Source organism: Ligilactobacillus agilis DSM 20509 (assembly GCF_001436215.1).
Classification (GTDB): domain Bacteria; phylum Bacillota; class Bacilli; order Lactobacillales; family Lactobacillaceae; genus Ligilactobacillus; species Ligilactobacillus agilis.
Map to the genome: position 1 here is coordinate 1 of NZ_AYYP01000061.1, position 24,662 is coordinate 24,662.

Consider the following 24,662-nt stretch of genomic DNA (forward strand, 5'->3'; position numbering starts at 1 on the left):
AAAAAAGCATGAAGTAGCGGGAAGTATCCACTATTTCATGCTTTCAAGTTTCAGTTTACTAACAAAATCGGACGAAATATAGTTAAATTAAGGGTAAAATCTAAATTTCTTGTATATACAGGATTTAATTTGCAACAAATTTCCGAAAGTTTTGCAAAAAAGGTTGTCTGTTACCTAAAAAATGAGTAGAATAAACTGAAAATTATTTTGAAAGGAAAATTAATTGATGAGTAAGTTAACTTTGATTTTGGCTACCTTGGTGGCACTTGAATTTTTCTATATCATGTACCTAGAAACCTTTAGAACCACCTCTGCCAAGACGGCCAAAGTTTTTAAATTGACGCCGGCAGATTTAAGCAACCCTACGGTCCAAACTCTCTTTAAAAATCAAGGAATCTACAACGGGTTACTAGCTGTGTTGATTTTACTAGCAGTCTTTGTGTTTGCAAGTAAGATCGCGACTGTAATACTAATGGGCTACATTATCTTGGTGGCTGTATATGGAAGTTTAACGAGCAATCCCAAGATTATTTTGATGCAAGGCGGGCTAGCAATTTTAACCTTGCTGAGCACTTTGCTTTAGCCAAGCAAAAGAGCTGTCAGTTTCTCAAAAAAATGGAACTGACAGCTCTTTTTTAGTATTAAAAGCGGGCTTTGATAGCTGCGATAACATCTGCTAAGCTGGTGTCTTTTAGCTTGGCAAAGGCTGCTTGCTCAGCCGCGGTATAAACCTGGTCTAAAACGGTCTGAATGTTGGCCCCCACTGGACAGTTGGGATTAGTCTTGGGGTCGATATGAAGGAGTCGTTGCATGTCGATGGCCTGGTAAACATCGTAGAGATTGATTTCAGCCGGACTTTTGGCCAGGGAGGCCCCGGCTGCTCCTTGCCTAGTGACAATTAGACCGGCAGTGCGTAAATTACTCATGAGACTTCGGACCACGCTGGGATTGGCTTCTATGCTGGCTGCGATTTGCCGACTGGAACGGTCGCCGTCTTTGAAAATTTCGAGGTAGGCGAGAATATGGATAGCGTCACTTAATTTATATGAAAACTTCATTAATAAATCCTCCGCAAATTTAGCTGCTAGCATTTTAGCACGGTTCTTAGAGCTTACGCAAGCTTAGTTTTGGAGTAGGTTAGCGACTGCAGCCGTAATTTCCAGGGGCTGTTTACCTAAGACTGTGGTTAGATCATCACTTGGCTGAGCTAAATCTCCCAGTGAATTTGGAATTTGGAAGGAGGCGTAAAGGGCAGCCGTTTCGTGGTCTAAACCAGTTTGCGCTAGGCTGTCAACGTAGTCTTCGTGGCTAAGCTTAGTTATGGTTACTGTTTGGTTAGTAGCCGTGCCTACGGCTTGAGCTAGTTCTTCATAGCTAAGGGGTGTTCCGGCAAATTCGTAGATTTCCTTAGGTTGTGCCATCAATAAGACGTTAGCTGCCGCTTGGGCATATTCACTTTCAAGGGCCCAGCCGGTTTTATTATCTGCCCAGTAAGCTCCGGTTTGGGTTTGAGCTAAGCCAGAAATTAAGCCTAGTTCATTTTCAAAGTACCAGTTATTACGTAAAAAACTGTGCTTAATGCCGCTAGCTTGAAGTAGCTGTTCGGTTAACTTATGGTCAGCTGCTAAGCTAGCTTGGGCGCTATTAGCGTGGGGGTAGCTAGTGTAGGCAACGTAGGTAACCCCCGCCTTCTTTAAGGCGTTAACAACATTTTGGTGTTGAATATCCCGGCTAACTGCTCCTCCTGGTTGCGAAGAAATAAAGAGAACTTTATCAATCCCCGTTAAGGCCTTGGTTAGTTCAACTTCACTGTCATAGTCAGCAGGGCGAATTTCTAGGTGAGGGAAGAGTTGTTTAGCCTTAGTTAGATTACGAGCAATAATGACTAACTCTTGACTGGGGAGCTTTTCTAATAGAGCCTTAACGGCGGCTTGACCAAATTTGCCGGTAGCGGCGGTAACTGCATATTTCATAAAAAACATCCTTTCGACTTGTTGCCTTATCATTTACAAGTATTATCATAGCATATGTTATTTTTAAGTCAACATGTTTTTAAAATAATTTCTTGTGCTATACTAGATTAGAAAGAAAAAGAGTGGAGGAAGGAAATGACAACAATTCGCGATGTCGCTAAGTTGGCAGGGGTTTCACCTTCAACTGCCTCAAGAGTGTTACACGATAGCGACATGATTAGTGAAGCAACCAAAAAGAAAGTCCGTCAAGCCATGAAGGAGCTAGATTATTCACCTAACTACTTGGCGCAAAATTTGGCTAATAAAAGTAATAATATGATTGGGATTGTTTTACCGGTCCGTCATGATCAACCAGCCCTCAGTAATAACCCGTTCTTCATGCAGATTATCCAAGGAATTGTAACCGTTTGTAATCAACGTAATTACATGGTTAGCTTGGCTACTGGGCAAACCGATGAGGAATTAATCACGAATTTGACAACGTTAAGCAAGCAGGGGCAGATTAATAAGTTTATCTTTGTTTACTCGAAGGAAAATGACCCGGTCTTTGATTATGTTCAAAAACGAACGGAAGCCGAGACCATTGTGGTGGGCAGTCCTTACGCTAAGGTCACTAAAAGGGCCCGTTACGTGAACAACGACAACGTTCAAGCGGGTAAGGATTTGACTAATTACCTCCTCAAACGAGGCTACCAAGAGGTAGCTTACGTTTACTCTAATTTAAGTGAAGTGGTTCAAGAAGACCGGTATATGGGTTACAAAGATGCCCTAAAGGCCAAGGCCGAACATTTATTGTGCTTGGAGTCCAGCGACCAAACCGAATTAGTAGCTAATTTTTTGGAGACTAATCCAGAGGTGGATGCCTTTGTAGCCTGTGACGATATGACGGCTATTTTTCTTCAACAAATTTTGACTAGGTTAGGGCTAGCGGCCAATGCCTATGGGTTGGCGGGCTTTAATAACTCTTTGATTGGGCAGCTGGTTCATCCAAGCTTGACGTCAGTTGAGATTCACCCCTATGAATTGGGGATGGAAGCGGCTAAGCTTTTAACCCAGGCAACCACTAAGAACTACCTCTTAGTTGAACATACCATTATCAAACGGGATTCAACCAAGTAATAATAGGTGCAGCTAATGCAAGTTAGGCAGGCTTGACATTGGCTGTGCCTTTTTATTTAAGCAAATTAAAAATTTATTTACGAAACCGGTTGCGTAAGTTTTGTGCCTGTGCTATGATATGAAATGTAAGGCCTTCCAGTTTATTGGTGAACTATAACAATTAATGTTAACTAAAGGGTGGTAATAATAGTGAAACGAATTTTTGAAATTGATCCTTGGAAAATCATCAGTCATGATTTGAATCCAGCAGATAAAAGATTACAGGAAAGTATGACCAGTATTGGTAACGAATACATGGGAATGCGGGGGATGTTTGAAGAAAAATATTCTGCCGATAGCCATAAGGGAATTTATCTCGGGGGCGTTTGGTTCCCTGATAAGACCCGAGTTGGTTGGTGGAAAAACGGTTACCCTGAATACTTTGGTAAAGTCATTAACGCGGTAGACTTTGTTTCCGTAGACATTAAGCTTAACGGTGAATCAATCGACCTTGCCCAAGATAAGTATTCGGACTTTGAAGTTAGCCTGGATATGCAAAAAGGGATTTTGACTCGGACTTACACAATCCACAGAGGCGAAGCTAAGTTAAAGGTGACTTCAACTCGCTTCTTGAGTATTGTCTTAAAAGAACTTTACGCTAACCGACTTGAATTTGAAAACGTGGGCTCAGTTCCGGTTAGAGTCGAAGTTGCTTCTAAAATTGACGCTGACGTTTATAACGAAGATGCTAACTACGATGAACAATTTTGGAATGTCTTAGGCAAAGAAGTATCTGCTAAAGAGGGACGCTTAGTAGCTCAGACAATCCCTAATAACTTTGGTACCCCACAATTCATGACCGAGATGGCTATGTTTAATAGTGGCGACTTAGAGGCCGTTGATTTGGGGCAAACAGCTGAAAAAGAAGTAGTCAATACTTTAGCTACTGAATTAGCAGTTGGGGCTAAGGCTAACTTTGAAAAACGAGTAATCGTTACGACTTCGCGTGATTATGAAACTAAAGCAGACTTAGACCAAGCTACTAGCAAGCTCCTTGATTTACAAGCAGAAAAGACTTTTGACCAATTACTAGCTGATCAAAAAGAAGCTTGGGCTAAGCGGTGGCAAAAAGCGGATGTGACAATTAGTGGTAATGACGAAGCTCAACAAGGGATTCGTTTTAACCTCTTCCAACTCTTTTCCACTTACTACGGTGATGACGCCCGCTTAAACATTGGGCCTAAGGGCTTTACTGGTGAAAAGTACGGTGGCGCTACTTACTGGGATACCGAAGCTTTTGCGGTGCCATTATATTTATCAACCGCAGATCAAAGTGTGACGAGAAACTTGTTGGAATACCGCTACAAGCAGTTGCCAGGTGCCTATCATAATGCTAAGCAACAAGGCTTAAAGGGTGCCTTGTACCCAATGGTAACTTTCAACGGAATTGAATGCCATAACGAATGGGAAATTACTTTTGAAGAAATTCACCGTAACGGAACGATTGCCTATGCAATTTACAACTACACTCGCTATACTGGCGACCAAGAGTACGTAACCCACGATGGCTTCGACGTCTTAGTCGGGATTGCCCGCTTCTGGGCCGACCGGGTTCACTACTCCCAACGTAATGACAAGTACATGATTCACGGAGTTACTGGACCAAACGAATACGAAAACAACGTCAATAACAACTGGTATACTAACATGTTGGCTAAATGGTGCTTAACTTACACCGACGAAATTGCAGCTAAAGTTGGGGAAGATAAATTAGCAGAACTAGGTTTAAACCAAGCTGAACGTGACAAGTGGCGCGAGATTGTAGCCAAGATGTACTTACCAGAAGATGAAGAACTAGGAATCTTTGTTCAACATGATGGCTTCTTAGACAAAGATTTACGTCCGGTGTCAGCCATCCCTGCCGACCAATTACCATTGAACCAAAACTGGTCATGGGACCACATTTTAAGGTCACCATATATCAAGCAAGCCGACGTTTTACAAGGGATTTACTACTTCATTGATAAGTTTAGTCCAGCTCAAAAGAAGGCTAACTTTGACTTCTACGAACCATTTACAGTTCACGAATCAAGCTTATCTCCATCCATCCACGCGGTGTTAGCTGCTGATTTACATGAAGAAGATAAGGCGGTTGAAATGTACTCACGGACAGCCCGCTTAGATTTGGATAACTACAATAACGATACCAACGATGGTTTGCACATTACCTCTATGACAGGTAGTTGGTTAGCAATTGTTCAAGGTTTTGCAGGCATGCGGGTAATTGATGATCAGTTAGTCTTTAACCCATTTGTTCCTAAAGACTGGGATGGCTATAGCTTCCACATTAACTTTAGAGGGCGTCTTTTGAGCGTAAACGTGGATAAAGCGGGCACCAAGATTGACTTACTAGCAGGTGACGATTTAACAATCAAGTTGAACGGTACCGAAGAAACATTAACAGCATAGGAGGCATTAGTTTGAAGGGTGTAGCATTTGATTTAGATGGGGTAATTACGGATACCGCCAAGTTTCACTTTGAGGCTTGGAGTAAGTTAGCCTTAGAAAAATTTGACTTAGAGTTACCGGCTGAATTTGAAAGTCAGCTCAAGGGAATTAGCCGGATTGAATCGTTAGAGCGTATCTTAGCTTTTGGTAAGTTAAGCGGCAAGTATACCCCAGCGCAAGTTGCTGAGTTAGCGGACGAAAAGAATACTTATTATGTAGCGGCTATTTCCAAGTTGACTCAAGCAGATATCTTACCAGGCATTAGCCAACTCTTAGCAGATTTAAAGGCACAGCAAGTGAAATTGTCACTGGCTTCGGCTTCCAAGAATGCGCCCATGATTTTAGAAAAATTAGGGTTACTGACTTATTTTGATGCCATCGTGGATCCAAGTAAGTTGAAGGCTGGCAAACCAGCGCCAGATATTTTCATTGAAGCAGCTAAGGCAGTTGGACTAGCACCTAGTGAATGTGTGGGCTTAGAGGATGCTAGTGCGGGAGTTGCTGCCATTAAGGCTGCAGGTATGGTAGCCGTAGCAATTGGTGATAAAGAAGAGTTAGCTCAAGCAGATACAGTGGTTAGTTCAACGGCTGACTTAAACTATGACCTATTGGTTACTAGTTACCAACAAGCACAAGGCAAATAAACACTAAATTACAGCAATTCTACAATAGGGGTGGAAAGGGAATCTTTCTGCCCTTTTTTGTAGATAGGCAAAGGGATGATTAAATGGTAACGTTAGCTGATGTAGCTAAGGAGGCGCACGTCTCTAAGATGACGGTTTCACGGGTAATTAACCACCCCGAAAAAGTCACTAAAGAACTGCAAAAGATAGTCTTTGAAGCAATGGCTAAGTTAGATTATCAACCTAATTTAGCAGCTAGGGCTTTGGCTAGCCATAAAACGCGGATTATAAAATTATTTATTTTAGAAGAAATGTCGGTAGTAGAGCCCTACTATATGACTTTACTGGTGGGAATTTCTAAGCAACTCGAAAAACACGGGTATACACTCCAAGTCACTCCTAAACTCGAGTTAAATCCAGGTTTGTGTGACGGCTATATTATTACCGGCTTAAGGGAGCTAGATTACAGTAAATTAGCTGCCTTTCATAAACCTTTAATCTTATTTGGTGATAATCGGCATGGCTATGATTTCGTTGATAACGATAATTATGAAGGGTTAAGACTAGCTACTCATTATGCCTTAAAGTGTGGTTATGAACACTTAGTTTACGTTGGGACGGATATCGAAGAGCCGTTTGAACTAAAACGTCGTCAAGGTTATTTAGACGTGTTGGCAGAATCAAAACTTCAAAGTGAATTATATTTCTGTGCTAATCATTCCCACGTGGCTGCTAACCTAATCAAGGCTAAAGTTGCTCAGTGGCAAGCTAATACCTGCTTTATTTGTGCTAGCGACCGGATTGCCTTAGGGGTTAGTCGGGCCTTAAAGGCTAGTGGTAAAGCGGTGGGCGAAGATTTTGGCGTGATTGGTCATGACGGGGTCTTTTTGGATCAAGTCGGTGACTTGACAACCATTAAACAACCGATTTTAGAAATGGGCCAGGCCTTAGTTGAAATTTTGTTAGCCAAAATTAATGGTCAGGATAGTAGTAATTACCAACGAATCTATAAGTCAAAACTAGTAGTGCGCACTAGCACGAGAAAGGAAACAGATGCTTATGCAACCAATCATCTATCAGATTTATCCTAAAAGTTTTCAAGATAGTAACCACGATGGCATTGGGGATTTAAAGGGAATTGAACAACGTTTGGATTATCTAAAGGACTTAGGGGTTACCATGCTATGGTTAAACCCAATCTATAAGTCACCTCAAGTCGATAATGGCTATGATGTGGCTGACTACTACCAAATTGATCCCAGCTTTGGCACCCTGGCAGACTTTAAGGCCTTAGTTGCTGCTGCCCATGAGCGGGGCTTAAAAATCATTATGGATTTTGTCATGAATCATACCTCAGATGAGCATCCCTGGTTTAAAGAGGCGCTAAAAGGGGCTGATAATCCCTACCATGATTACTATTTGTGGCAGACGGCTCCTAGTGGGCAGTTGCCTAATAACTGGGCTTCCTTTTTTGGTGGGAGCGTTTGGGAACCAGTTGGTCATAATGAGTATTATTTTCACCTGTTTGATAAGCGGATGCCAGATTTAAACTGGCATAACCGTAAGGTCCGCCAAGAAATGGTTAAGATTGCCCAGTATTGGCTTAATTTAGGGGTTGATGGTTTTCGTCTGGATGCCTTTATTCACATCGTAAAGGCCGATTTTAAACAAAATGTGATTACGGCTAAAAAAGGTCCCCAAATAGCTGAGGAATACTATGCTAACTTGCCTTTAGTCCAAGAATATTTAGAAGAGTTTATCAGTAAGTTAAAGCAACAAAAGCCGGATTTATTTATCATCGGGGAAGCAGCTAGTGCCGAGGTTAGTCTAGGTTTTGATTACACTAACCCTAAGCGGGATTTGTGTGATACAGTAGTAACTTTTAGGTACTTTAAAGAAAAACCGAGCCCAGAATTGCCTGCCTTGGCCCGGCAAACGTTGGACTTAGTTCACCTAAAAACGGAACTTTCCAAGTGGCAGCAAGGGTTGGGCTTAGGGGCCTTACCGACCTTATACTGGAATAATCATGATTTACCCCGGATTTTGAGTCGGTTTGAAGTTTCAAGTGAGGCTAAGGAAAAATTGGTCAAGAGTCTAGCAGTAGCAATGTATCTCCAAAGGGGAATCCCTTGCATTTATTATGGAGAGGAGTTAGGGTTAGAGTCCTTGGAATTAAAGACGGTGGAAGCTTACCAAGAAAAGCTCGAGCTCAAGCAGGCCCTAGCAGCTGGCTATAGCCAAAATCAAATCGAGGCTAAATTACCATTGAAACATAAAATGGCGGCGCGGACCCCAATGCCTTGGGACGACACTAAAGTTCACCAAGGTTTTAGTGACGCTACCCCGTGGTTAGAAACTAAAGAGGACGCCCCAGTAACGGTTACAGCCCAATTGCACCGGGTCGATAGTTGCCTTAGTGCCTACAAGCAATTGTTAGCTTTAAAGAAAACTCCGTTATTTACAGCCGGGCAAGAAATTATTCTGCCAAGTGCAGAGGATTTAGTAGTCTTTGAGCGCCAGTTAAATAATAAACGCGCCTTAGTTTTAGCCAACCTGTCTGCTAAACCCCAAGTCTTTAAAGGAGAGTTTACCCCCCAGACTTGTGCATTTAAAAACGGAGACTACCAAGTAGTTGAACAAGAGATAAGATTAGCTGCTTATAGCAGTTGTGTCTTTATTAATGATGAGGAGGAAGCTTAATGAATCTAGCAGCATTATATCATCGTCCTGATAGTGAAATGGCCTATTTAAAAACGCCGACGGTCTTTCAAATTCGCTTACGGACCGCTAAGGATGACGTAAACAAGGTCAGTTTGTATTATGGAGACCCTTATGGTAATAAGGTTAATGAAAAAGATGAGAGCCAGTGGGAATATCAAGAAATCGCAATGACTAAACTAGGGACTAGCGAGTTATATGATTATTGGCAAGCGGAAGTGTCTTTGCCCTTAAAGCGGCTGCAATACCTGTTTGCGGTAGACTTTAAGGACGGACAAAGTTATTTCTATGATGACCGGCATGTTTGGCCCGCAACCAAAAAGCATTTATTAGCAAGCACCTGCTTTAGAATGCCTTACTTCCACGAAGTTGACCGGAAAAAAGCACCTGCTTGGGTTAAAGACACGGTTTGGTATCAAATTTTTCCTGAAAGATTTGCCAACGGCGATAAGAGTAATGATCCTAAGGGCACCTTAGCCTGGGGAAGTGTTCCACCTAGTCGGACTAACTACTTTGGCGGGGATTTGCAAGGGGTAATCGACCACTTAGATTATTTAAAAGAATTAGGAATTGGGGGGATTTACTTCTGTCCGCTCTTTACAGCTGGGTCTAACCACAAGTATGACACCATCGATTACTTTAATATTGACCCGGCCTTTGGAGACAAGGCTAAGTTTAAGGAATTAGTTGATGAGGCTCACAAACGGGGCATCAAAATTATGTTAGATGCAGTCTTTAACCATATGGGAGATTTTGCGATGCAATGGCAAGATGTGGTTAAAAATGGCCAGGCTTCTCGTTTTAGTGATTGGTTCCACGTTAAATCATTCCCCGTTTCTTATGAAGAAGATGACCTAGAACATGCAAAAAACATCAGCTATGATGTTTTTGCCAATACGCCCCACATGCCTAAACTTAATACCGCTAACCCAGAAGTTAAGGCCTACCTCTTAGAAATAGCAACCTATTGGATTAAGCAATTCGATATCGATGCATGGCGGTTAGACGTGGCTAACGAAGTTGACCATCATTTTTGGAAAGCCTTCTATGAGGCTACGCATGCGCTAAAACCAGACTTCTATGTTGTTGGTGAAGTATGGCATTCAGCCCAAGCTTGGTTAGCCCAAGAAGAATTTGATGCAATTATGAACTATCCCTTTACAGAGGCTATCTTGGATGGGGTCATCTTAAAGAAGACTAAGCCCAAAGAAATGTTGGCTGCCCTCCTAGATAACTTGATGAAGTATCGGGATCAAACTAACCAAGTGATGTTAAATTCCCTCGACACACATGATACTGCTAGAATTTTAACCCTAGCTAAAGGAAAACAAGACTTGGTAAAACAAGCCCTAGCGCTAATGTTTGTCCTTCCTGGTAGTCCTTGCCTTTATTATGGAACCGAGGTCGGAATGGCTGGGGGCAATGACCCTGCTTGCCGGGCCTGCATGGTATGGGATCAAACTAAGCAGGACTTAGAAATGCTAGCTTTCACTAAGAAATTAATTGCCTTAAGAAAGAAATATGCAAGTTACTTAAATCAGGTTCCAAGTTGGAGTGAACAAGCAGGCTTAGTGACTTTGAATTTGGGTCAAAAATTGCAGGCAAGCTTTAACTTGGGCCAAAAAGCTGTCGCCTTCCCTACAGTTAGTCAACCATTGTTAGCCAATGGCTTAAGTGATAAGCAGTTACGGGCTGGTGGCTTTGTAATCAGTTTAGCTGACTGAATTTTTTGATTAAATCAATTTTGTTAAAAAGGTTAAATTTTATTTAAAAAAATAAACGTCTAAGAATTATTAGCAGTTGTTGATAAACTTAGGCGTTTTTGATTGCTTTTTGTAACTAGTAAGAGAGGCTGAATAATAGAATGATGAGAATCTTGGTTAGCGATAACAATAACGGTGAAAACGGTTGCGTAAACCCTGATTTATGAGTATTATAAGAGATGTAATCAAGAAACGGCTTCCAAAAGCTGTTGTTGGGAGGAAATATCATGGGTATTTGGAAAAAAGTCGGTTTAGCAACGCTAGCCGCTGGTTTAACTGTTGGATTAGCTGCTTGTGGTAGCAAGTCAAGCGAAAGTAACCAAAAAACCTTAACTGTTACTGTTGATAAGGGCTATAAGGACTACATCAACGACATTAAGGGTGATTTTGAAAAGAAAAATGGGGTTAAAGTGGTCGTTAAGACTAAGGATGCCTTGACAACCCTTGATTCTTTGAAGTTAGATGGGCCTGCTGGTAAAGCGGCTGACGTAATGATGGCTCCATTTGACCGGGTGGCTGTCTTAGGTAAGCAAGGCCAATTGGCAACAGTTAAGTTGGCTGATGACGGTCGCTATAACGATGCGGATAAGAAAAATGTTACGCTAAAGGGCAAGACTTACGGTGAACCTGTAACGATTGAAACCTTGGTTATGTATTATAACAAGGACTTGATTAAGAAAGCTCCAACTTCCTTTAAGGAATTAGAAACCTTATCTAAGGACAGCAAATTTGCCTATGAAAACGACAAGACCAAGAACGTAGCCTTCTTAACTCAATGGACTAACTTCTACAATGCTTACGGTTTAATTAAGGGTTACGGTGGTTATGTCTTTGGTGATAACGGAACTAACCCTAAAGAAATTGGCTTGAATAACAAGGGTGCTGTTGAAGGGTTAACATACATCAGCGATTGGTTCAAGAATGTTTGGCCAAAAGGTATGATGTCAGCTTCATCTAACGAAAACTTTGTAACCGACCAATTCACAAGTGGCAAGACTGCTGTTATTATCGATGGTCCTTGGATGGCTGCTAAGTATAAGAAAGCTAAGGTTAACTACGGTGTGGCAGCATTGCCAACTCTTGACAATGGTAACAAATATCAAGCATTTGGCGGTGGTAAAGCTTGGGTTATTTCTAACTACTCTAAGCAAAAGGGCTTAAGCCAAAAGTGGTTAGACTATGTAACTAACAAGAAGAACCAAACTAAGTTCTTTAAAGACACCAACGAAGTACCTGCTAACGAACAAGCGCGTGATGCAGTTGCTAAGGGTGATAATGACTTAGCGAAAGCGGTTATTGCGCAATACAAGGATGCAGATTCAATGCCAAACATCCCAGAAATGGCAGAAGTTTGGACTGGGGCTGAAAACCTAATTGTTGATTCAGCTGCTGGTAAGAAGACACCTCAACAAGCTGCAGATGCTGCTGTAAAGCAAATCAAGCAAACAATTCAACAAAAATATAAAGATTAAGATTCAACAATAGTTTTGAGGAGGGGTGGAGCTCTTGAAATCGCTAATTTTCAAGTCCGCCCCTCTTTTTATCAAGGGAGGAAGATCTTATGAAAAGTAAAAATCCTCAAAAAGCCATGTTGCTGTCGCTTATCCCTGGGTTAGGTCAAATCAGTAATGGTCAAAAGGCCAAGGGGGGCATCTTTCTAGGTGTTTTTGCCCTGTTCATTATTGAAATGCTAACCTTTGGGGCTAGTGCGGTTGATGGCATCGTCAGTCTAGGTCATAATCCTGGCGTCGACAACTCAATGTTTTTACTGGTTAGAGGGACCTTGCAGTTATTAATTCTCGTTTTATTTGTAATGTTTTATGTTATTAATATGGTAGATGCTAAACACGTTGCCCAAATCCTTAATAAGGGTGGCCAGGTTGGAACAAGCTTTGCTGATATTAAGGAAAGCTTAGCCACTCACGGGTTTCCATACTTACTAACTTTTCCGGCTTACATCTTAATGATTTTTACAATCATCTTGCCGGTGCTGGTGACCTTGTTTATGGCTTTTACCAACTATGACTTTAACCACATTCCACCTGCTGCCTTAATTTCTTGGACGGGCTTGGAAAACTTGAAAGCCATCTTTACGTTAAGTTCTTATAAGGCAACCTTTGGGGCGGTTTTTGGTTGGACTTTAATTTGGACCTTATGTGCCTCAACTTTACAAATTGTCTTAGGAATCTTTACCGCGGTAGTTGCTCACCAAGACTTTATCAAGGGGAAAAAGATATTTGGGATTATCTTCTTACTTCCATGGGCGGTACCAGCCTTCGTAACCATTTTGAGTTTTTCAAATATTTTCAACGATTCGGCTGGGGCAATCAACGTGCAAGTAATTCCATTTTTGAACCACTTATTCCCATTCCTACACATTCCACAAATTTCCTGGATGACAGATCCATTTTGGACTAAGGTAGCTTTGATAATGATTCAAGGATGGTTAGGTTTCCCATATATTTACGTTTTAGTAACCGGGATTTTGCAATCAATCTCCGACGACTTATACGAAGCAGCAACAATCGATGGAGCTAGTGCATGGCAAAAATTCAGAAACATTACCTTACCTGCTATTTTTGCAGTGGCCGCTCCAACCTTTGTTACCCAATACACCTTTAACTTCAATAACTTCACCATTATTTACCTCTTTAATAATGGGGGCCCTGGTGATGTCGGTGGTGGGGCTGGTAATACAGATATCTTAATTTCCTGGATTTACAAATTAACCACCGGGACGACGCCACAATACGGCTTAGCATCTGCAATTACCATTATTATTTCCTTAATCGTAATTGGGATTTCCTTAGCCGTCTTCAAGAAGACAAAAGCGTTTGATATGGAGGGATAGTTATGGCAGCAAAGAAAAAATCAAGAAGCTCCATTAAGCGGCAACGGTTTATCAAGCACTTCTTTACTTACCTCTATATGGTTGTACTAGCGGTGATTATCATTTACCCACTGTTAATTACCATGTTGACGGCTTTTAAGAATAGTGATGTAGTTGCCTTTACTTTAAGCTTTAAGGGTCCTTGGACCTTAGCTAACTTTACGAGCTTGTTTACGGATACACTTTATGGTACTTGGTATTGGAATACACTAGCAATTTCAATTATGACCACCATTGTTCAGGTAGCAGTTGTTACCTTGGCAGGTTATACCTACAGTCGGTATAACTTTGTTGGCAAGAAATGGTCACTGACATTTTTCTTAGTGGTACAAATGGTACCAACAATGGCCGCCTTAACAGCCTTTTATGTATTAGGCATGTTGCTGAATGGTTTGGATCACTACTGGTTCTTAACTTTAATCTACATCGGTGGTGGGATTCCTATGAATGCTTGGTTAATGAAGGGTTACTTTGACACAGTTCCTTACGACTTTGACGAGTCGGCCAAACTAGACGGTGCCGGTAACTTCACCATTTTCTGGAAGATTGTCATGCCGTTAGTTAAACCAATGATTGCGGTTCAAGCTCTTTGGGCATTTATGGGACCGTTCGGAGATTATATGTTAGCTCGTTACTTATTGAGAGAAGAAAATCACTTAACAGTTGCTGTCGGGTTACAAGAATTTATTTCTGACCCTAAAGATCAACAAGTAGCCTTGTTCGCAGCCGGGGCCATCTTGGTAGCCTTACCAATTTGTGCACTGTTCTTCTACTTGCAACGCTACTTTGTAACTGGTTTAACAGCTGGTGGTGCCAAGGGTTAAATTTGATTGGGGGAAAAAGAGATGCGCAGACGGCCATTTCCGTTTAATTACTTTACAAATTTTGCTTCGGCTAAGCGCTTGTTTTTAGAGCGGGGGAGCTATTCTTGGGGGCAGTTAATTTTAGTAACCCTCTTCTTATTAGCGCTGGTGGTCTTACCTGTCCCCTTCTTTTATCAAGGGCAAACTAGTACTAACCTAGCTTTATATATGCCCAGGGTTAATAAGTTGTTAGCTAATCCTAAACTAGAACAGGTAGCAAAGACGACTCCCTACACTAAGTCAGGCTATGCGTTTAAAGGCAAACAGGTTTTATTGACTAACCGAAGTGAGATTGTAGGGGTTAATTTAGATAAACAAGATATTGCTAGTCATAAAACGGCGGTTTCTCTGAATAATAATAGTTTTGTCTTAAAGGATAAAGGTGTCAGTTACCATCTCTTTTACACTAAGCAATTTGCACCTAATCAAGGTAAGTTAAAGCAACAGTTGAGTCAAACTTGGTTTTTACGTAATAAGGCAGCAATTAGTTTTTCAATGATGACCTTAGTATTAAACCTCTTTTTGGTAACTAATTTACTCTTTAGCTTCGGGGCGGCCTTCTTCTTGTGGCTAGCTAGAAAGAGTCCAGCCTTAACCATTAATTCCTATAAGGAAGCGGTGGGGCTAATGGTTGGTATTTTAGGGCCAGCGACCTTATTAACAATGATTGTTGAATTTGTTAAGTTTGATATTTCCTTGGCAATTTCAATTCAGATGATTGCGGCCGTCTGTTTGATGTTGGTGGTTTATGCTAAAACCCACTTCAACGAGCACTATTTAAACGACGAAAGGATTGGTAACAGATGAAATGGTGGCAAAAAGCAGTTGTTTATCAGATTTATCCCCGCTCATTTCAAGATAGCAACGGCGATGGGATTGGGGATTTACCCGGAATTATTAGCCGCTTAGATTACTTGGCTAAGCTAGGAATCGGGGCCATTTGGTTGTCACCGGTTTACCAATCTCCTAACGTTGATAACGGCTATGATATTAGCGATTATCAAGCGATTGCTAAAGAATACGGCAGCATGGAAGATATGGACTTATTAATTAAAGAAGCTCGCAAACGGCAGATTAGAATTGTGATGGACTTAGTAGTTAACCACACTTCTGACCAGCACCCCTGGTTTATTGAAGCTAAGCGGAGTAAAACTAACCCTTACCATGATTTCTATGTCTGGAGTGACCAAGCTAATGATTTGGGCTCAACTTTTGGTGGAAGCGCCTGGGAGTATGATGAGCACCTCAAGCAATATTACCTGCACCTATTTACCAAGCAACAGCCTGATTTGAATTGGGCCAATGAGAACTTGCGTAAGGCCATCTACCAAATGATGAATTTTTGGATTGCCAAAGGAATTGGTGGTTTTCGGATGGATGTGATTGATTTAATCGGTAAACAACCGGCGCAAAAGATTACGGCCAACGGTCCCAAACTCCATACTTACTTGCAAGAAATGAATCAAGCCACTTTTGGTAACAGCGACTTAATGACAGTCGGTGAAACTTGGGGGGCAAGTCCTAAGGAAGCTAAGCTATATTCTGATCCTAAACGCCAAGAGTTAGCGATGGTCTTCCAGTTTGAACACATGACTTTAGACCAGGGGCAAAGCAAGTGGGATGTAAAATCCTTGGATGTGGCTAAGTTAAAGCAAGTCTTAAGTAAATGGCAGCAGGAATTAAGTCAAACTGGCTGGAACAGTCTTTTTTGGAATAATCATGACCTCCCAAGAATTGTTTCGCGCTGGGGTGATGAAGGTCAGTACCGGCTTAAGAGTGCTAAGCTATTTGCAATCCTACTTCACTTGATGAAGGGAACCCCTTATATCTACCAGGGTGAAGAAATTGGGATGACTAATCGCAAGGTGACTTCTATTGACCAAGTTGATGATATTGAAAGTAGAAATGCTTACCAAGAGTTATTAGCTCAAGGGTTGAGTCAGAAAGAGGCCTTGTCTGCTATTAATAAAGTAGGACGTGATAACGCGCGAACCCCAATGCAATGGGATGCAAGTCCCAATGCGGGCTTCAGTCAAGGCCAACCTTGGCTAGCTGTTAACCCTAATTATCAAACAATTAACGTTGCGCAAGCTTTAGCGGACCCTAATTCTATTTTCTACACTTATCAAAAGTTAATTGAACTTAGAAATAATAATCCCTTAGTGGTTTTAGGTGACTACCAACTTTTAAAGACCAGCCCTGAAGTATTTGCTTACTACCGAACTTATCAGGAACAAAAATGGTTAGTAGTAGCTAATCTTAGTCACAAGGAAAATTCAATTGAAATAACAGATGAAATAAGCCAAGTCATCCTCGATAACGGGGCTAAGCCTTTAGTTAAGGGACGCAACTTGTTAGAGCCCTATGATGCCTTGGTAGTTAAATTAGCATAGGAGTGATTTTCATGGCAGAATTGCAATTAAAACACATTTATAAACATTACGATAACGCAGAACCAGGGGTTTACAACGTTACCGACTTTAACCTAGATATTGCCGATCGTGAGTTCATTGTTTTTGTCGGTCCTTCTGGGTGCGGTAAATCAACCACCTTACGGATGATTGCCGGATTAGAAGATATTTCCAAAGGAGAATTTTTAATTGATGGGCGCGTAGTTAATGATGAAGCCCCTAAAGACCGCGACATTGCGATGGTTTTCCAAAATTACGCTTTGTATCCCCATATGTCAGTTTATGATAACATGGCCTTTGGTTTGAAATTAAGAAAGTATGATAAGGCCGAAATCGATAAGCGGGTTCACCATGCAGCCGATATCTTAGGCCTAGAAAAATTCCTTCAAAGAAAGCCAGCTGACCTATCTGGGGGACAACGTCAACGGGTTGCCTTAGGGCGGGCAATCGTTCGGGATGCACCCATCTTTTTGATGGACGAACCCTTGTCTAACTTGGATGCTAAACTCCGGGTTTCAATGAGAGCCGAAATTGCTAAGTTACACCGTGAGTTAAAGACAACTACGATTTACGTAACCCACGATCAAACCGAAGCGATGACAATGGCCGACCGGATTGTAGTTATGCGTGATGGTAAGATTCAACAAGTGGGAACCCCACAAGAAATTTATAATAATCCCGCTAATGTCTTTGTAGGTGGCTTCATTGGGTCTCCTGCCATGAACTTCTTTAAAGTCACTCTTAAAGGTAATAAGATTTTTGATACTAAGCACGATTTAGAGCTAGAAGTGCCAGAAGGTTGCCTCAAAGTTCTTAAGGACAAAGGCTATGAAGGTAAGGAAGTTATCTTTGGAATTCGGCCTGAAGATATTCACTCAGAACGTGCCTTCCTGGAAACATTCCCTAATTCCGTTGTTAAGGCGGAAGTAGTCGTTTCAGAATTGCTAGGAGCAGAATCCCAACTTTACAGTAAGGTGGGTGCAACTGAATTTGTTTCTAAGGTTAACGCCCGTGACTTTATGCAACCAGGTGAAAGCCTTGAGCTAGGCTTTGATGTTAATAAGGCGCATTTCTTTGACCCTGAAAGTGAATTAGCAGTTTACTAGTCTCATCAAGGATAAAAAGGTTAGTTGGACAGACTTCCAACTAGCCTTTTTTTGCTTGCTTGTTAGTTAGGAAGGCATTAAGCTAATAATGATGAGGTGAACCATGAAGAAGATACTAATTTTTGAAGACGAACCAGCAATTATTGAAGCAATCAAGCAAGAGCTCACCAAGTGGCAGTATCAAGTTGAGGCTATTAGTGACTGGGAGCACGTGTTAGAACAGGTCCAAGCCTTTAAGCCGGAGTTAATCTTGATGGATATTTCTTTACCGGCCTTTGATGGCTTTTATTGGACGCAAAAGCTAAGGGAGTTTACTAAGGTGCCAATTATTTTCATTTCGTCGGCAGACCTCAACCAAAATGCCGTGCGCGCGCTAATGATCGGGGCTGACGATTACCTGGTAAAACCCTTTGCACTTGATTTGTTGGTGGCCAAGATGCAAGTTTTATTTAAGCGCTTAGATCAACAGCCAGACGAACACCTCTTAACCTTTGCTAGCTATCAGCTAAACCAGCTAACTAATGAGTTAAGTCAAGGAGAAGCTGTGGTTAAGCTAACTCCAACCGAGAGTTTGATTTTAAAACTATTAGTAATTAATCAAGGTGAAATTGTAACGAAGCTAAAGTTAATTCAAGCTTTATGGCAGGGGAATAATTTTATCGATGAAAATGCCTTGAATGTCAACATTAGCCGCCTACGGACTAAATTAGCACCAGTTGGATTAAAGGATAAGTTAGTAACGGTTAGGGGGAAGGGGTACTTATTGGTATTATGAGAGTTTATGTAAAGAGTTTATTGGATAAGTGGCCGTTAATACTAGCCTACTTTGCCAGTATTTTGGCTGTGACCCTACTTGTTTACCTAAAGTCGCTTTCCTTTGAATTAGTCTTAGACTACTTGCGGTTAACGTGGTTATTTGCTTTAGGGGGTCTTGTACTTAGTGTATTGTCTGAAGCAAGGAAGCTGGTGTTATTAGAGAAGGGGAAGAGTCCTTTGGGTAGTAGTTACTTAGAACAAGCTTATGAAGTATACTTAGCTGACCAGGAGGCTCAATTAAAGGAAACCGAGCGGCAGTTGCGGACGATTTATGAAGAGCGGGCGGATTATTTAAAAATTTGGAGTCATGAAATCAAAACCCCGCTGACCGCCTTAACCTTGTTAGCCCAAACTAAAGAAGAAATTCCGGCCACCGAAGTTAATCACCAAGTTGACGTGGCTAGTTACCAATTAAATTTGCTGCTTAACTATGAGCGGATGGCCGATTTTAACCATGACTTGGAGTTTCGTCCGGTTGATTTATTAGCTTTGATTCAAGCAGTAGCCCAAAAAAACATGAATTTTTTCATCGCCAAAAATATTGGCCTGCAAATTGAGGTCAAACCGGTGAAGGTAGTCACTGATCCCAAGTGGTTGAGTTTTATAGTCGAACAAATTTTGATTAACGCTGCCAAGTATAGTAGGGCTAACAAGATCGTCAAGATTAGTTACCAGGCGGGCAAATTGGAGGTTAGTGACCAAGGAATTGGCATCAGCGCTAGTGATTTGCCCCGTATTTTTGAGGCGGGTTTTACCGGCGCAAACGGTCGTAAGTATGGGGCTGCTACTGGGATGGGCTTGTATATTGTTAAAAACATGGCCCAAAAGTTAAACATTGATTTAAAGGTGAGCTCTATTTTGGACCAAGGGACGGTAGTTAGCTTGAATTTCAACTAAATAACAAATTGTAAGGTTTTTGCTTTAATCGTAACTAGGATTAGAGCAAAAGCCTTTTTATAATGAGAATATAAATTAAAGCAAAGGGGAAATTAGTAGTGGCAATCTTAACTTTAAAGCACGTAACTAAAAGTTTTAACAAGCAGACTAAGGTTTTAAAAGACATTAACCTTGAGGTGGAAAAAGGAGAATATGTAGCCATAATGGGGGAATCAGGGGCAGGTAAGTCAACCTTACTAAACATCATCGCAACCTTGGATAAGGCTACTAGTGGGGAAGTTAGCCTAACCGGTTTTGATTTGAATAAGTTAAAGGAAAGTGAAGCTGCCAAATTTAGACGCCAACACTTGGGCTTTGTTTTTCAACACTTTAACCTTTTAGATACATTGAGTAACCGTGACAATATTTATCTGCCAATGGTTTTAAATAAGGAAAAGCATCAAGAAATGGCTCAGCGCTTAGAACCGCTAGCAAGTCAATTGGAAATTGAGTCCTTATTAGACCGCTATCCTTACGAAATTTCTGGAGGGCAGGCGCAACGGATTGCGGTTGCCCGGGCATTAATTACCAAACCGGAACTATTATTAGCCGATGAACCGACGGGGGCGCTCGATTCCCAAAATACTAAGCGGTTATTAGACCTATTTACTAAGGTTAACCAAGCGGGCCAAACCATCTTGATGGTAACCCATAGTGCGTTAGCGGCTAGTTACTCCAAACGGACCCTCTTTATTAAAGATGGGCTGATTTATCACGAACTCTACCGCGGAGATTCCAGCCAACAAGAGTACCTGCAAAAAATCTCTGCGGGCTTAACTGCACTAACCAGTGAAGGGGGGCTTAATTAATGTTAGAACTAAAATTGGGTTGGCAGAGTTTGCGTAATAATAAGCAACTGTATCTGCCATTTACCCTAGCAACTTCGTTGTTAATAGGAGTCTTTTATATTTTTCAAGCGATTATTAACAACGACTCGCTTGCCAAGATTCCGACTGCTTCGGCGATTAATTCTATTATGCAAGTGGCTTTAGTCTTTACTTCCTTAATTATTGTAGTCTTTATGTTTTATATTAATAATATTGTCGCCAAGCAACGGAATAAGGAATTAGGACTTTATAGTATGTTAGGGATGACTAAGGCTAACCTCTTTTTCCTAGTTTTGGGAGTGGACGTGTGTTTATTTGGCTTTAGTCTGGTTTTAGGTTTATTAATCGGTTTAAGTTTTATAAAGTTTGTTTTATTAGCATTTGTTAAACTCCTAGATTTGAAGTTAGTCCACCTTACTGTATTTAGCGGGCAAGCACTCTTGCTAATGGTGGCCTTCTTCCTTGCAATCTTCATGGCTTTGTTGTTAGTAGACTTGGCCAAACTAAGTCAGGTCCGGCCGGTAGAGCTATGGAACGCTACCAAAAAAGGGGAGCGCCTCCCAAAGAATTCATGGTTTACTAAGCTGTTAGGATTAGCGGGAGTGGCAACGTTAATAGGAGGTTACTATCTCTCTGTCATTACTAAGCCGAACGCTTCGGTTATTACTACCTTCTTTTTGGCGATTATTTTAGTAGTAATAGGCACCTACGCCCTTTTTACCAGCGCAAGTATTTTCTTTTTGAACTTACTAAAGCAAAACAAAAATTATTATTATAAACGTAATCACTTTATCACCGTCTCAGGGATGTTATACCGGATGAAGCAAAACGGGGTGGGGCTGGCTTCCATCTGCCTTTTATGTACGGCTTCAATCGTGGTTTTGGTTGCAACCAGCAGTTTAATGGCGGGTAAGGACAATCAAATTAAGCAAAGCGCGCCACTTGATGTCAGCATTACGAGCAAAAAAATCACGCCAGCTACCTATAAAAAGGCTCAGGAATTGGCAGCTAAGTACAAGGTAACCTTAATTAATAAAAAGTCTCAACGGATTAGTCATTTAGCGTTGGCAAATATTGAAGCAGGTAAGTTAAAAATTAGTCAAGATGCCAACACCGCTAACTACGAAGTGTTAACTTTACCACTAGCTGATTATAACCGGGTTGAGGGCACAAATTATCACTTGAAAAATAATGAACTGCTAGTTTATGCAACAGATAAAAAGGTGAAGCTAAAACAACTGCAAATTAAGGGCAAGAATTATCGGGTAAGAATGTTATCTGAATATAAATATCGCTTAGGCGATGTTGCGACCCTAACTGGATTATATTTGATTGCTCCCGACGCTAAGAGTGCGCAATCCTTATTGAATATCCCCCTAAACGAAACCTATAGCTTTGATCTTAAAGGGACGGATCAGGCTAAGAAAAATTACAGCCAAGCCGCTAGTCAGCAGCTAAGGGGGCGTAATTCTGAAAATTTTGTCACCACTAAAGTTGAAGTCAGCGAAATTATGAACCAATTTTATGGGGGCATGTTATTTGTAGGCTTAATGCTCAGTGTGACGATGCTATTAACAACTGGGATGATTATCTACTATAAGCAGGTTTCTGAAGGTTATGCTGACCGGGCTCGCTTTAAGACGATGCAACAAGTGGGCTTGAGCTTAGCGGAAACTAAACAAGCAATCAATAGCCAGGTGCTGATGGTCTTTATGTTTCCAATTGTAGTGGCAGCAATTCACCTATGTTTTGCCTTACCTGCTTTAGCTAGTGTCTTGAAGCTCTTTTCGATGTATGATTTGAAGTTACTGCTAATTGTGGCTGTGACGATGCTAGCAATTTTAATTATAATCTACTTGTTGATTTACAGTTTAACTACCAAGGTCTATCGCCGGATTGTTAACGCTGATTAAAAAAGAGGAGCAGATTGAAAAATCTGCTCCTCTTTTTTCGGCTAACGAATGACCCAAACTGAAATGGGGGCATACTTAGCCATATAAGCCGCTTGACTGCCGAGGTGACGTGCCAGTCCCTTCTTAGCTAAAGAACCGATAATTAAGAGGTCGGGCTGAAGTTGCGGGATGATTTGTTTAACAATTGTTTCACCTGGATTTCCCTTGGCAGTGAGGGTTTTAACTTGGTTAACACCAGCTTTCTGGGCTTGACGCTGGTATTTTGTTAGGTGTTCGGCTAAATCACGATACTTACCGTGAATAAAATCTTTATCTAGTGATTCATAAACGTTGATGTCATGTTCTTCCAAGACGGAAATAATATCTAGCTCGGCTGAATTTTGTTTAGCAAAATCGATGGCGTAATCAAAGGCCTTAAGCGCATCGGCTGAGTCATCAACCCCAACTAAAATTTTATTAAAGTTCATCAAGCACACTTCCTTTTGTTTGACTTTGGGCGGCTAACTTAGCTTGAAGTTTCTTATCACCTTGGTGAAGTTCGACCACCGTCCAAACTAATAAGGCCAAGATAGCGACAATCAAGAAGTAGGCGATTCCGTGGGCCCATGCCAACTGACTAGCACTAGGATTATCACCAAAGAAGTCAGCGATTGAATCAGGCAGGCCCTTCATGTTAAGGACAGTCAGTGAAATAACTGAGAGCCAACCGAAGAATTTAACCACGGGGCTATTTTTGAAACGTTTGCCCATTTCGACTTCACTATTAGTCATCAGTAAGAGGGGCAACATTGAAAATGGTAATGCAAAGGCCAAGAAGACCTGTGAGTTATTCATTAAGGTGTTAATAGCTTCGTGTTGCTTAATGACGCTTAAGTGGTTAGTCATTGCCACGCAAATCAAGACTGGAATAACGGAAATTAAGCGGGTAATTAGGCGGCGGGCCCACAGTGGCATTTTCATGTGGACGAACCCTTCCATAATGACTTGGCCGGTTAGGGTCCCTGTGATAGTTGAGTTTTGCCCTGAAGCTAGTAAAGCAACCGCAAACAGGGTTGAGAGAATTCCAGAACGAGCGACCTCAACTAAGATACCGTTACTTAGAGTCGAAGTGTCAGATAAAGCATGGTACAAGCCAAAGAAAGATGGGTCTTGGACAGAACCGGTCTTAAAAACGGCCACCCCCATGATTAATAACAAGGAATTGACGATAAAGGCAAAAGTTAGCTGGATATTTGAATCCCAAGTGGTAAAACGTACTGTCCGGGCAACGTCTTCTTCATCGTGGTGGTTAATTTTTCTTGTTTGAGAAATAGCCGAATGAAGGTAAAGGTTGTGGGGCATTACGGTAGCTCCAATAATCCCCAGGGCCCCTTTAATAGGGGTTAAGCCACCAACGTTTGGGTGGTCAGAGAAAGTTTGCGCGCTAGGAATTAAGCCGGCAATAACTTGTGACCAGTTGGGATTTGAAAGGGCTACTTGGTAGCAGAAAACAAATAAAATTACCAAAATCAAACAAACTACTAGGGCTTCAATTTTCCGAAAACCAACTTTAGTTAGCAATAATAAGAGCAAAACATCAAAAACGGTTAAGAAAACAGCAAAGACTAGCGGAATATTGAAGAGGAGGTAAAGTGCAATAGCAGCCCCGATAACTTCGGCAATATCGGTTGCCATGATGGCTAACTCCGTTAAAATCCAGAGCACAATCCCCAAGCTTTTACTGGTACGGGCTCTGATTGCTTGGGCAAGATCCATTTGACTTACGATGCCCAGTTTGGCGGCCATATATTGGAGTAACATGGCAATCAAACTCGACATTAAAATCACAGACATTAACAGGTAGGAAAAGTCTTGCCCACCAGTGATAGAAGTTGACCAGTTACCAGGATCCATGTAACCAACCGCAACAAGTGCACCGGGGCCAGAATACATGAAGAGGGTTTTGAGGAACCCTTTACCCTTGGGAACTTCAACCGTCCCATTAATTTCTTCAAGCGAGGGGCCGTTAGCATATTCGATTAGGTGGTGCTTACGACTCACAGAACTATTTGCTTCCATAATTAAATCACTCCTTAAAAAAATACAAATTAATAATAACATTATTTAACTAGAATGTTAATATATTTTTTAGGTTAACCTAAAAATATCCAAAAAATTAGAATAAAAGAGTTTGTAAAAAAACTTGTCTTAGAGTTAACTCTAAGTTCTATAATGTGG

At 41.3% G+C, this 24,662-nt stretch carries 21 protein-coding genes; 17 read left to right on the top strand and 4 right to left on the bottom strand.

Translation table 11 applies throughout. The annotated features are described in order from the left end of the window. Positions 1-226 precede the first annotated feature (226 nt). A complete protein-coding gene (locus tag FC14_RS07405; RefSeq protein WP_056977086.1) occupies positions 227-583 on the top strand; it encodes a DUF1304 domain-containing protein in 357 nt (118 codons plus the stop codon). A gap of 58 nt (positions 584-641) precedes the next feature. Here FC14_RS07405 and FC14_RS07410 read toward each other — a convergent pair whose 3' ends face one another. Both FC14_RS07410 and FC14_RS07415 read right to left on the bottom strand, forming a co-directional pair. Continuing rightward, positions 642-1,058: an Rrf2 family transcriptional regulator gene (locus tag FC14_RS07410; protein WP_056977087.1), complete on the bottom strand. Its 417-nt coding sequence runs from the start codon at positions 1,056-1,058 to the stop codon at positions 642-644. A 63-nt stretch (positions 1,059-1,121) separates the two neighbouring features. After that, the gene (locus FC14_RS07415; protein ID WP_056977088.1) at positions 1,122-1,973 is read right to left on the bottom strand and encodes an NAD(P)H-binding protein; all 852 of its coding nucleotides are present in this window, start codon (positions 1,971-1,973) and stop codon (positions 1,122-1,124) included. A gap of 135 nt (positions 1,974-2,108) precedes the next feature. Here FC14_RS07415 and FC14_RS07420 point away from each other — a divergent pair, with 135 nt between their 5' ends. The 16 genes from FC14_RS07420 to FC14_RS07495 all read left to right on the top strand — a co-directional run bounded on the left by FC14_RS07420 (position 2,109) and on the right by FC14_RS07495 (position 22,445). Next, positions 2,109-3,092 (top strand): LacI family DNA-binding transcriptional regulator, encoded by a 984-nt coding sequence (locus FC14_RS07420; RefSeq protein ID WP_056977089.1) that lies wholly within the window; start codon positions 2,109-2,111, stop codon positions 3,090-3,092. A gap of 189 nt (positions 3,093-3,281) precedes the next feature. Continuing rightward, the gene (locus tag FC14_RS07425) at positions 3,282-5,540 is read left to right on the top strand and encodes a glycoside hydrolase family 65 protein (RefSeq protein ID WP_056977090.1); all 2,259 of its coding nucleotides are present in this window, start codon (positions 3,282-3,284) and stop codon (positions 5,538-5,540) included. Between the two features lie 11 nt (positions 5,541-5,551). Continuing rightward, complete coding sequence (gene pgmB, locus FC14_RS07430) at positions 5,552-6,223, top strand: beta-phosphoglucomutase (RefSeq protein WP_056977091.1); 672 nt, start codon at positions 5,552-5,554, stop codon at positions 6,221-6,223. 83 nt (positions 6,224-6,306) lie between these two features. Then, the gene (locus FC14_RS07435; RefSeq protein WP_056977092.1) at positions 6,307-7,293 is read left to right on the top strand and encodes a LacI family DNA-binding transcriptional regulator; all 987 of its coding nucleotides are present in this window, start codon (positions 6,307-6,309) and stop codon (positions 7,291-7,293) included. Further along, complete coding sequence (locus tag FC14_RS07440; RefSeq protein ID WP_056977093.1) at positions 7,256-8,902, top strand: alpha-glucosidase; 1,647 nt, start codon at positions 7,256-7,258, stop codon at positions 8,900-8,902. The genes FC14_RS07435 and FC14_RS07440 overlap by 38 nt, the downstream gene beginning before the upstream one ends. Further along, entirely contained in the window at positions 8,902-10,644 is a 1,743-nt protein-coding gene (locus tag FC14_RS07445; RefSeq protein WP_056977094.1) for a glycoside hydrolase family 13 protein, read from the top strand. Before FC14_RS07440 ends, FC14_RS07445 begins: the two co-directional genes overlap by 1 nt. Positions 10,645-10,910: 266 nt before the next feature. Beyond that, the gene (locus FC14_RS07450; RefSeq protein WP_056977095.1) at positions 10,911-12,155 is read left to right on the top strand and encodes an extracellular solute-binding protein; all 1,245 of its coding nucleotides are present in this window, start codon (positions 10,911-10,913) and stop codon (positions 12,153-12,155) included. Positions 12,156-12,244: 89 nt separating this feature from the next. Next, positions 12,245-13,534: a sugar ABC transporter permease gene (locus tag FC14_RS07455; RefSeq protein WP_056977096.1), complete on the top strand. Its 1,290-nt coding sequence runs from the start codon at positions 12,245-12,247 to the stop codon at positions 13,532-13,534. A gap of 2 nt (positions 13,535-13,536) precedes the next feature. After that, entirely contained in the window at positions 13,537-14,397 is an 861-nt protein-coding gene (locus FC14_RS07460) for a sugar ABC transporter permease (protein WP_056977097.1), read from the top strand. Between the two features lie 21 nt (positions 14,398-14,418). Continuing rightward, a complete protein-coding gene (locus FC14_RS07465; protein WP_056977098.1) occupies positions 14,419-15,243 on the top strand; it encodes a hypothetical protein in 825 nt (274 codons plus the stop codon). Then, positions 15,240-16,829, top strand: coding sequence for a glycoside hydrolase family 13 protein (locus FC14_RS07470; protein ID WP_056977099.1), 1,590 nt, complete (start codon positions 15,240-15,242; stop codon positions 16,827-16,829). The genes FC14_RS07465 and FC14_RS07470 overlap by 4 nt, the downstream gene beginning before the upstream one ends. A gap of 11 nt (positions 16,830-16,840) precedes the next feature. Continuing rightward, on the top strand, positions 16,841-17,953 hold the full coding sequence (locus FC14_RS07475) for an ABC transporter ATP-binding protein (RefSeq protein ID WP_056977100.1): 1,113 nt from the start codon (positions 16,841-16,843) through the stop codon (positions 17,951-17,953). 103 nt (positions 17,954-18,056) lie between these two features. Next, positions 18,057-18,728: a response regulator transcription factor gene (locus tag FC14_RS07480; RefSeq protein ID WP_056977101.1), complete on the top strand. Its 672-nt coding sequence runs from the start codon at positions 18,057-18,059 to the stop codon at positions 18,726-18,728. After that, complete coding sequence (locus FC14_RS07485; protein WP_056977102.1) at positions 18,725-19,666, top strand: sensor histidine kinase; 942 nt, start codon at positions 18,725-18,727, stop codon at positions 19,664-19,666. The genes FC14_RS07480 and FC14_RS07485 overlap by 4 nt, the downstream gene beginning before the upstream one ends. Before the next feature lie 98 nt (positions 19,667-19,764). After that, positions 19,765-20,514, top strand: a complete 750-nt coding sequence (locus FC14_RS07490; RefSeq protein WP_056977103.1) for an ABC transporter ATP-binding protein — start codon at positions 19,765-19,767, stop codon at positions 20,512-20,514. Beyond that, on the top strand, positions 20,514-22,445 hold the full coding sequence (locus FC14_RS07495) for an FtsX-like permease family protein (protein ID WP_056977105.1): 1,932 nt from the start codon (positions 20,514-20,516) through the stop codon (positions 22,443-22,445). Before FC14_RS07490 ends, FC14_RS07495 begins: the two co-directional genes overlap by 1 nt. A gap of 41 nt (positions 22,446-22,486) precedes the next feature. On the opposite strand, the gene FC14_RS07500 is transcribed toward FC14_RS07495, so the two are convergent. Next, the gene (locus FC14_RS07500) at positions 22,487-22,912 is read right to left on the bottom strand and encodes a universal stress protein (protein ID WP_056977107.1); all 426 of its coding nucleotides are present in this window, start codon (positions 22,910-22,912) and stop codon (positions 22,487-22,489) included. Beyond that, positions 22,902-24,503 carry an Nramp family divalent metal transporter gene (locus tag FC14_RS07505; protein ID WP_056977109.1) on the bottom strand — a complete coding sequence of 534 codons (1,602 nt, stop codon included), beginning with the start codon at positions 24,501-24,503 and terminating at the stop codon, positions 22,902-22,904. The genes FC14_RS07500 and FC14_RS07505 overlap by 11 nt, the downstream gene beginning before the upstream one ends. Between the last annotated feature and the right edge of the window lie 159 nt (positions 24,504-24,662).

Coding starts and splice junctions, on each gene's coding strand:
- FC14_RS07405 (WP_056977086.1), top strand. CDS start 227: ATGAGTAAGTTAACTTTGATTTTGGCTACCTTGGTGGCACTTGAATTT.
- FC14_RS07410 (WP_056977087.1), bottom strand. CDS start 1,058: ATGAAGTTTTCATATAAATTAAGTGACGCTATCCATATTCTCGCCTAC.
- FC14_RS07415 (WP_056977088.1), bottom strand. CDS start 1,973: ATGAAATATGCAGTTACCGCCGCTACCGGCAAATTTGGTCAAGCCGCC.
- FC14_RS07420 (WP_056977089.1), top strand. CDS start 2,109: ATGACAACAATTCGCGATGTCGCTAAGTTGGCAGGGGTTTCACCTTCA.
- FC14_RS07435 (WP_056977092.1), top strand. CDS start 6,307: ATGGTAACGTTAGCTGATGTAGCTAAGGAGGCGCACGTCTCTAAGATG.
- FC14_RS07440 (WP_056977093.1), top strand. CDS start 7,256: ATGCTTATGCAACCAATCATCTATCAGATTTATCCTAAAAGTTTTCAA.
- FC14_RS07445 (WP_056977094.1), top strand. CDS start 8,902: ATGAATCTAGCAGCATTATATCATCGTCCTGATAGTGAAATGGCCTAT.
- FC14_RS07450 (WP_056977095.1), top strand. CDS start 10,911: ATGGGTATTTGGAAAAAAGTCGGTTTAGCAACGCTAGCCGCTGGTTTA.
- FC14_RS07455 (WP_056977096.1), top strand. CDS start 12,245: ATGAAAAGTAAAAATCCTCAAAAAGCCATGTTGCTGTCGCTTATCCCT.
- FC14_RS07460 (WP_056977097.1), top strand. CDS start 13,537: ATGGCAGCAAAGAAAAAATCAAGAAGCTCCATTAAGCGGCAACGGTTT.
- FC14_RS07465 (WP_056977098.1), top strand. CDS start 14,419: ATGCGCAGACGGCCATTTCCGTTTAATTACTTTACAAATTTTGCTTCG.
- FC14_RS07470 (WP_056977099.1), top strand. CDS start 15,240: ATGAAATGGTGGCAAAAAGCAGTTGTTTATCAGATTTATCCCCGCTCA.
- FC14_RS07475 (WP_056977100.1), top strand. CDS start 16,841: ATGGCAGAATTGCAATTAAAACACATTTATAAACATTACGATAACGCA.
- FC14_RS07480 (WP_056977101.1), top strand. CDS start 18,057: ATGAAGAAGATACTAATTTTTGAAGACGAACCAGCAATTATTGAAGCA.
- FC14_RS07485 (WP_056977102.1), top strand. CDS start 18,725: ATGAGAGTTTATGTAAAGAGTTTATTGGATAAGTGGCCGTTAATACTA.
- FC14_RS07495 (WP_056977105.1), top strand. CDS start 20,514: ATGTTAGAACTAAAATTGGGTTGGCAGAGTTTGCGTAATAATAAGCAA.
- FC14_RS07500 (WP_056977107.1), bottom strand. CDS start 22,912: ATGAACTTTAATAAAATTTTAGTTGGGGTTGATGACTCAGCCGATGCG.
- FC14_RS07505 (WP_056977109.1), bottom strand. CDS start 24,503: ATGGAAGCAAATAGTTCTGTGAGTCGTAAGCACCACCTAATCGAATAT.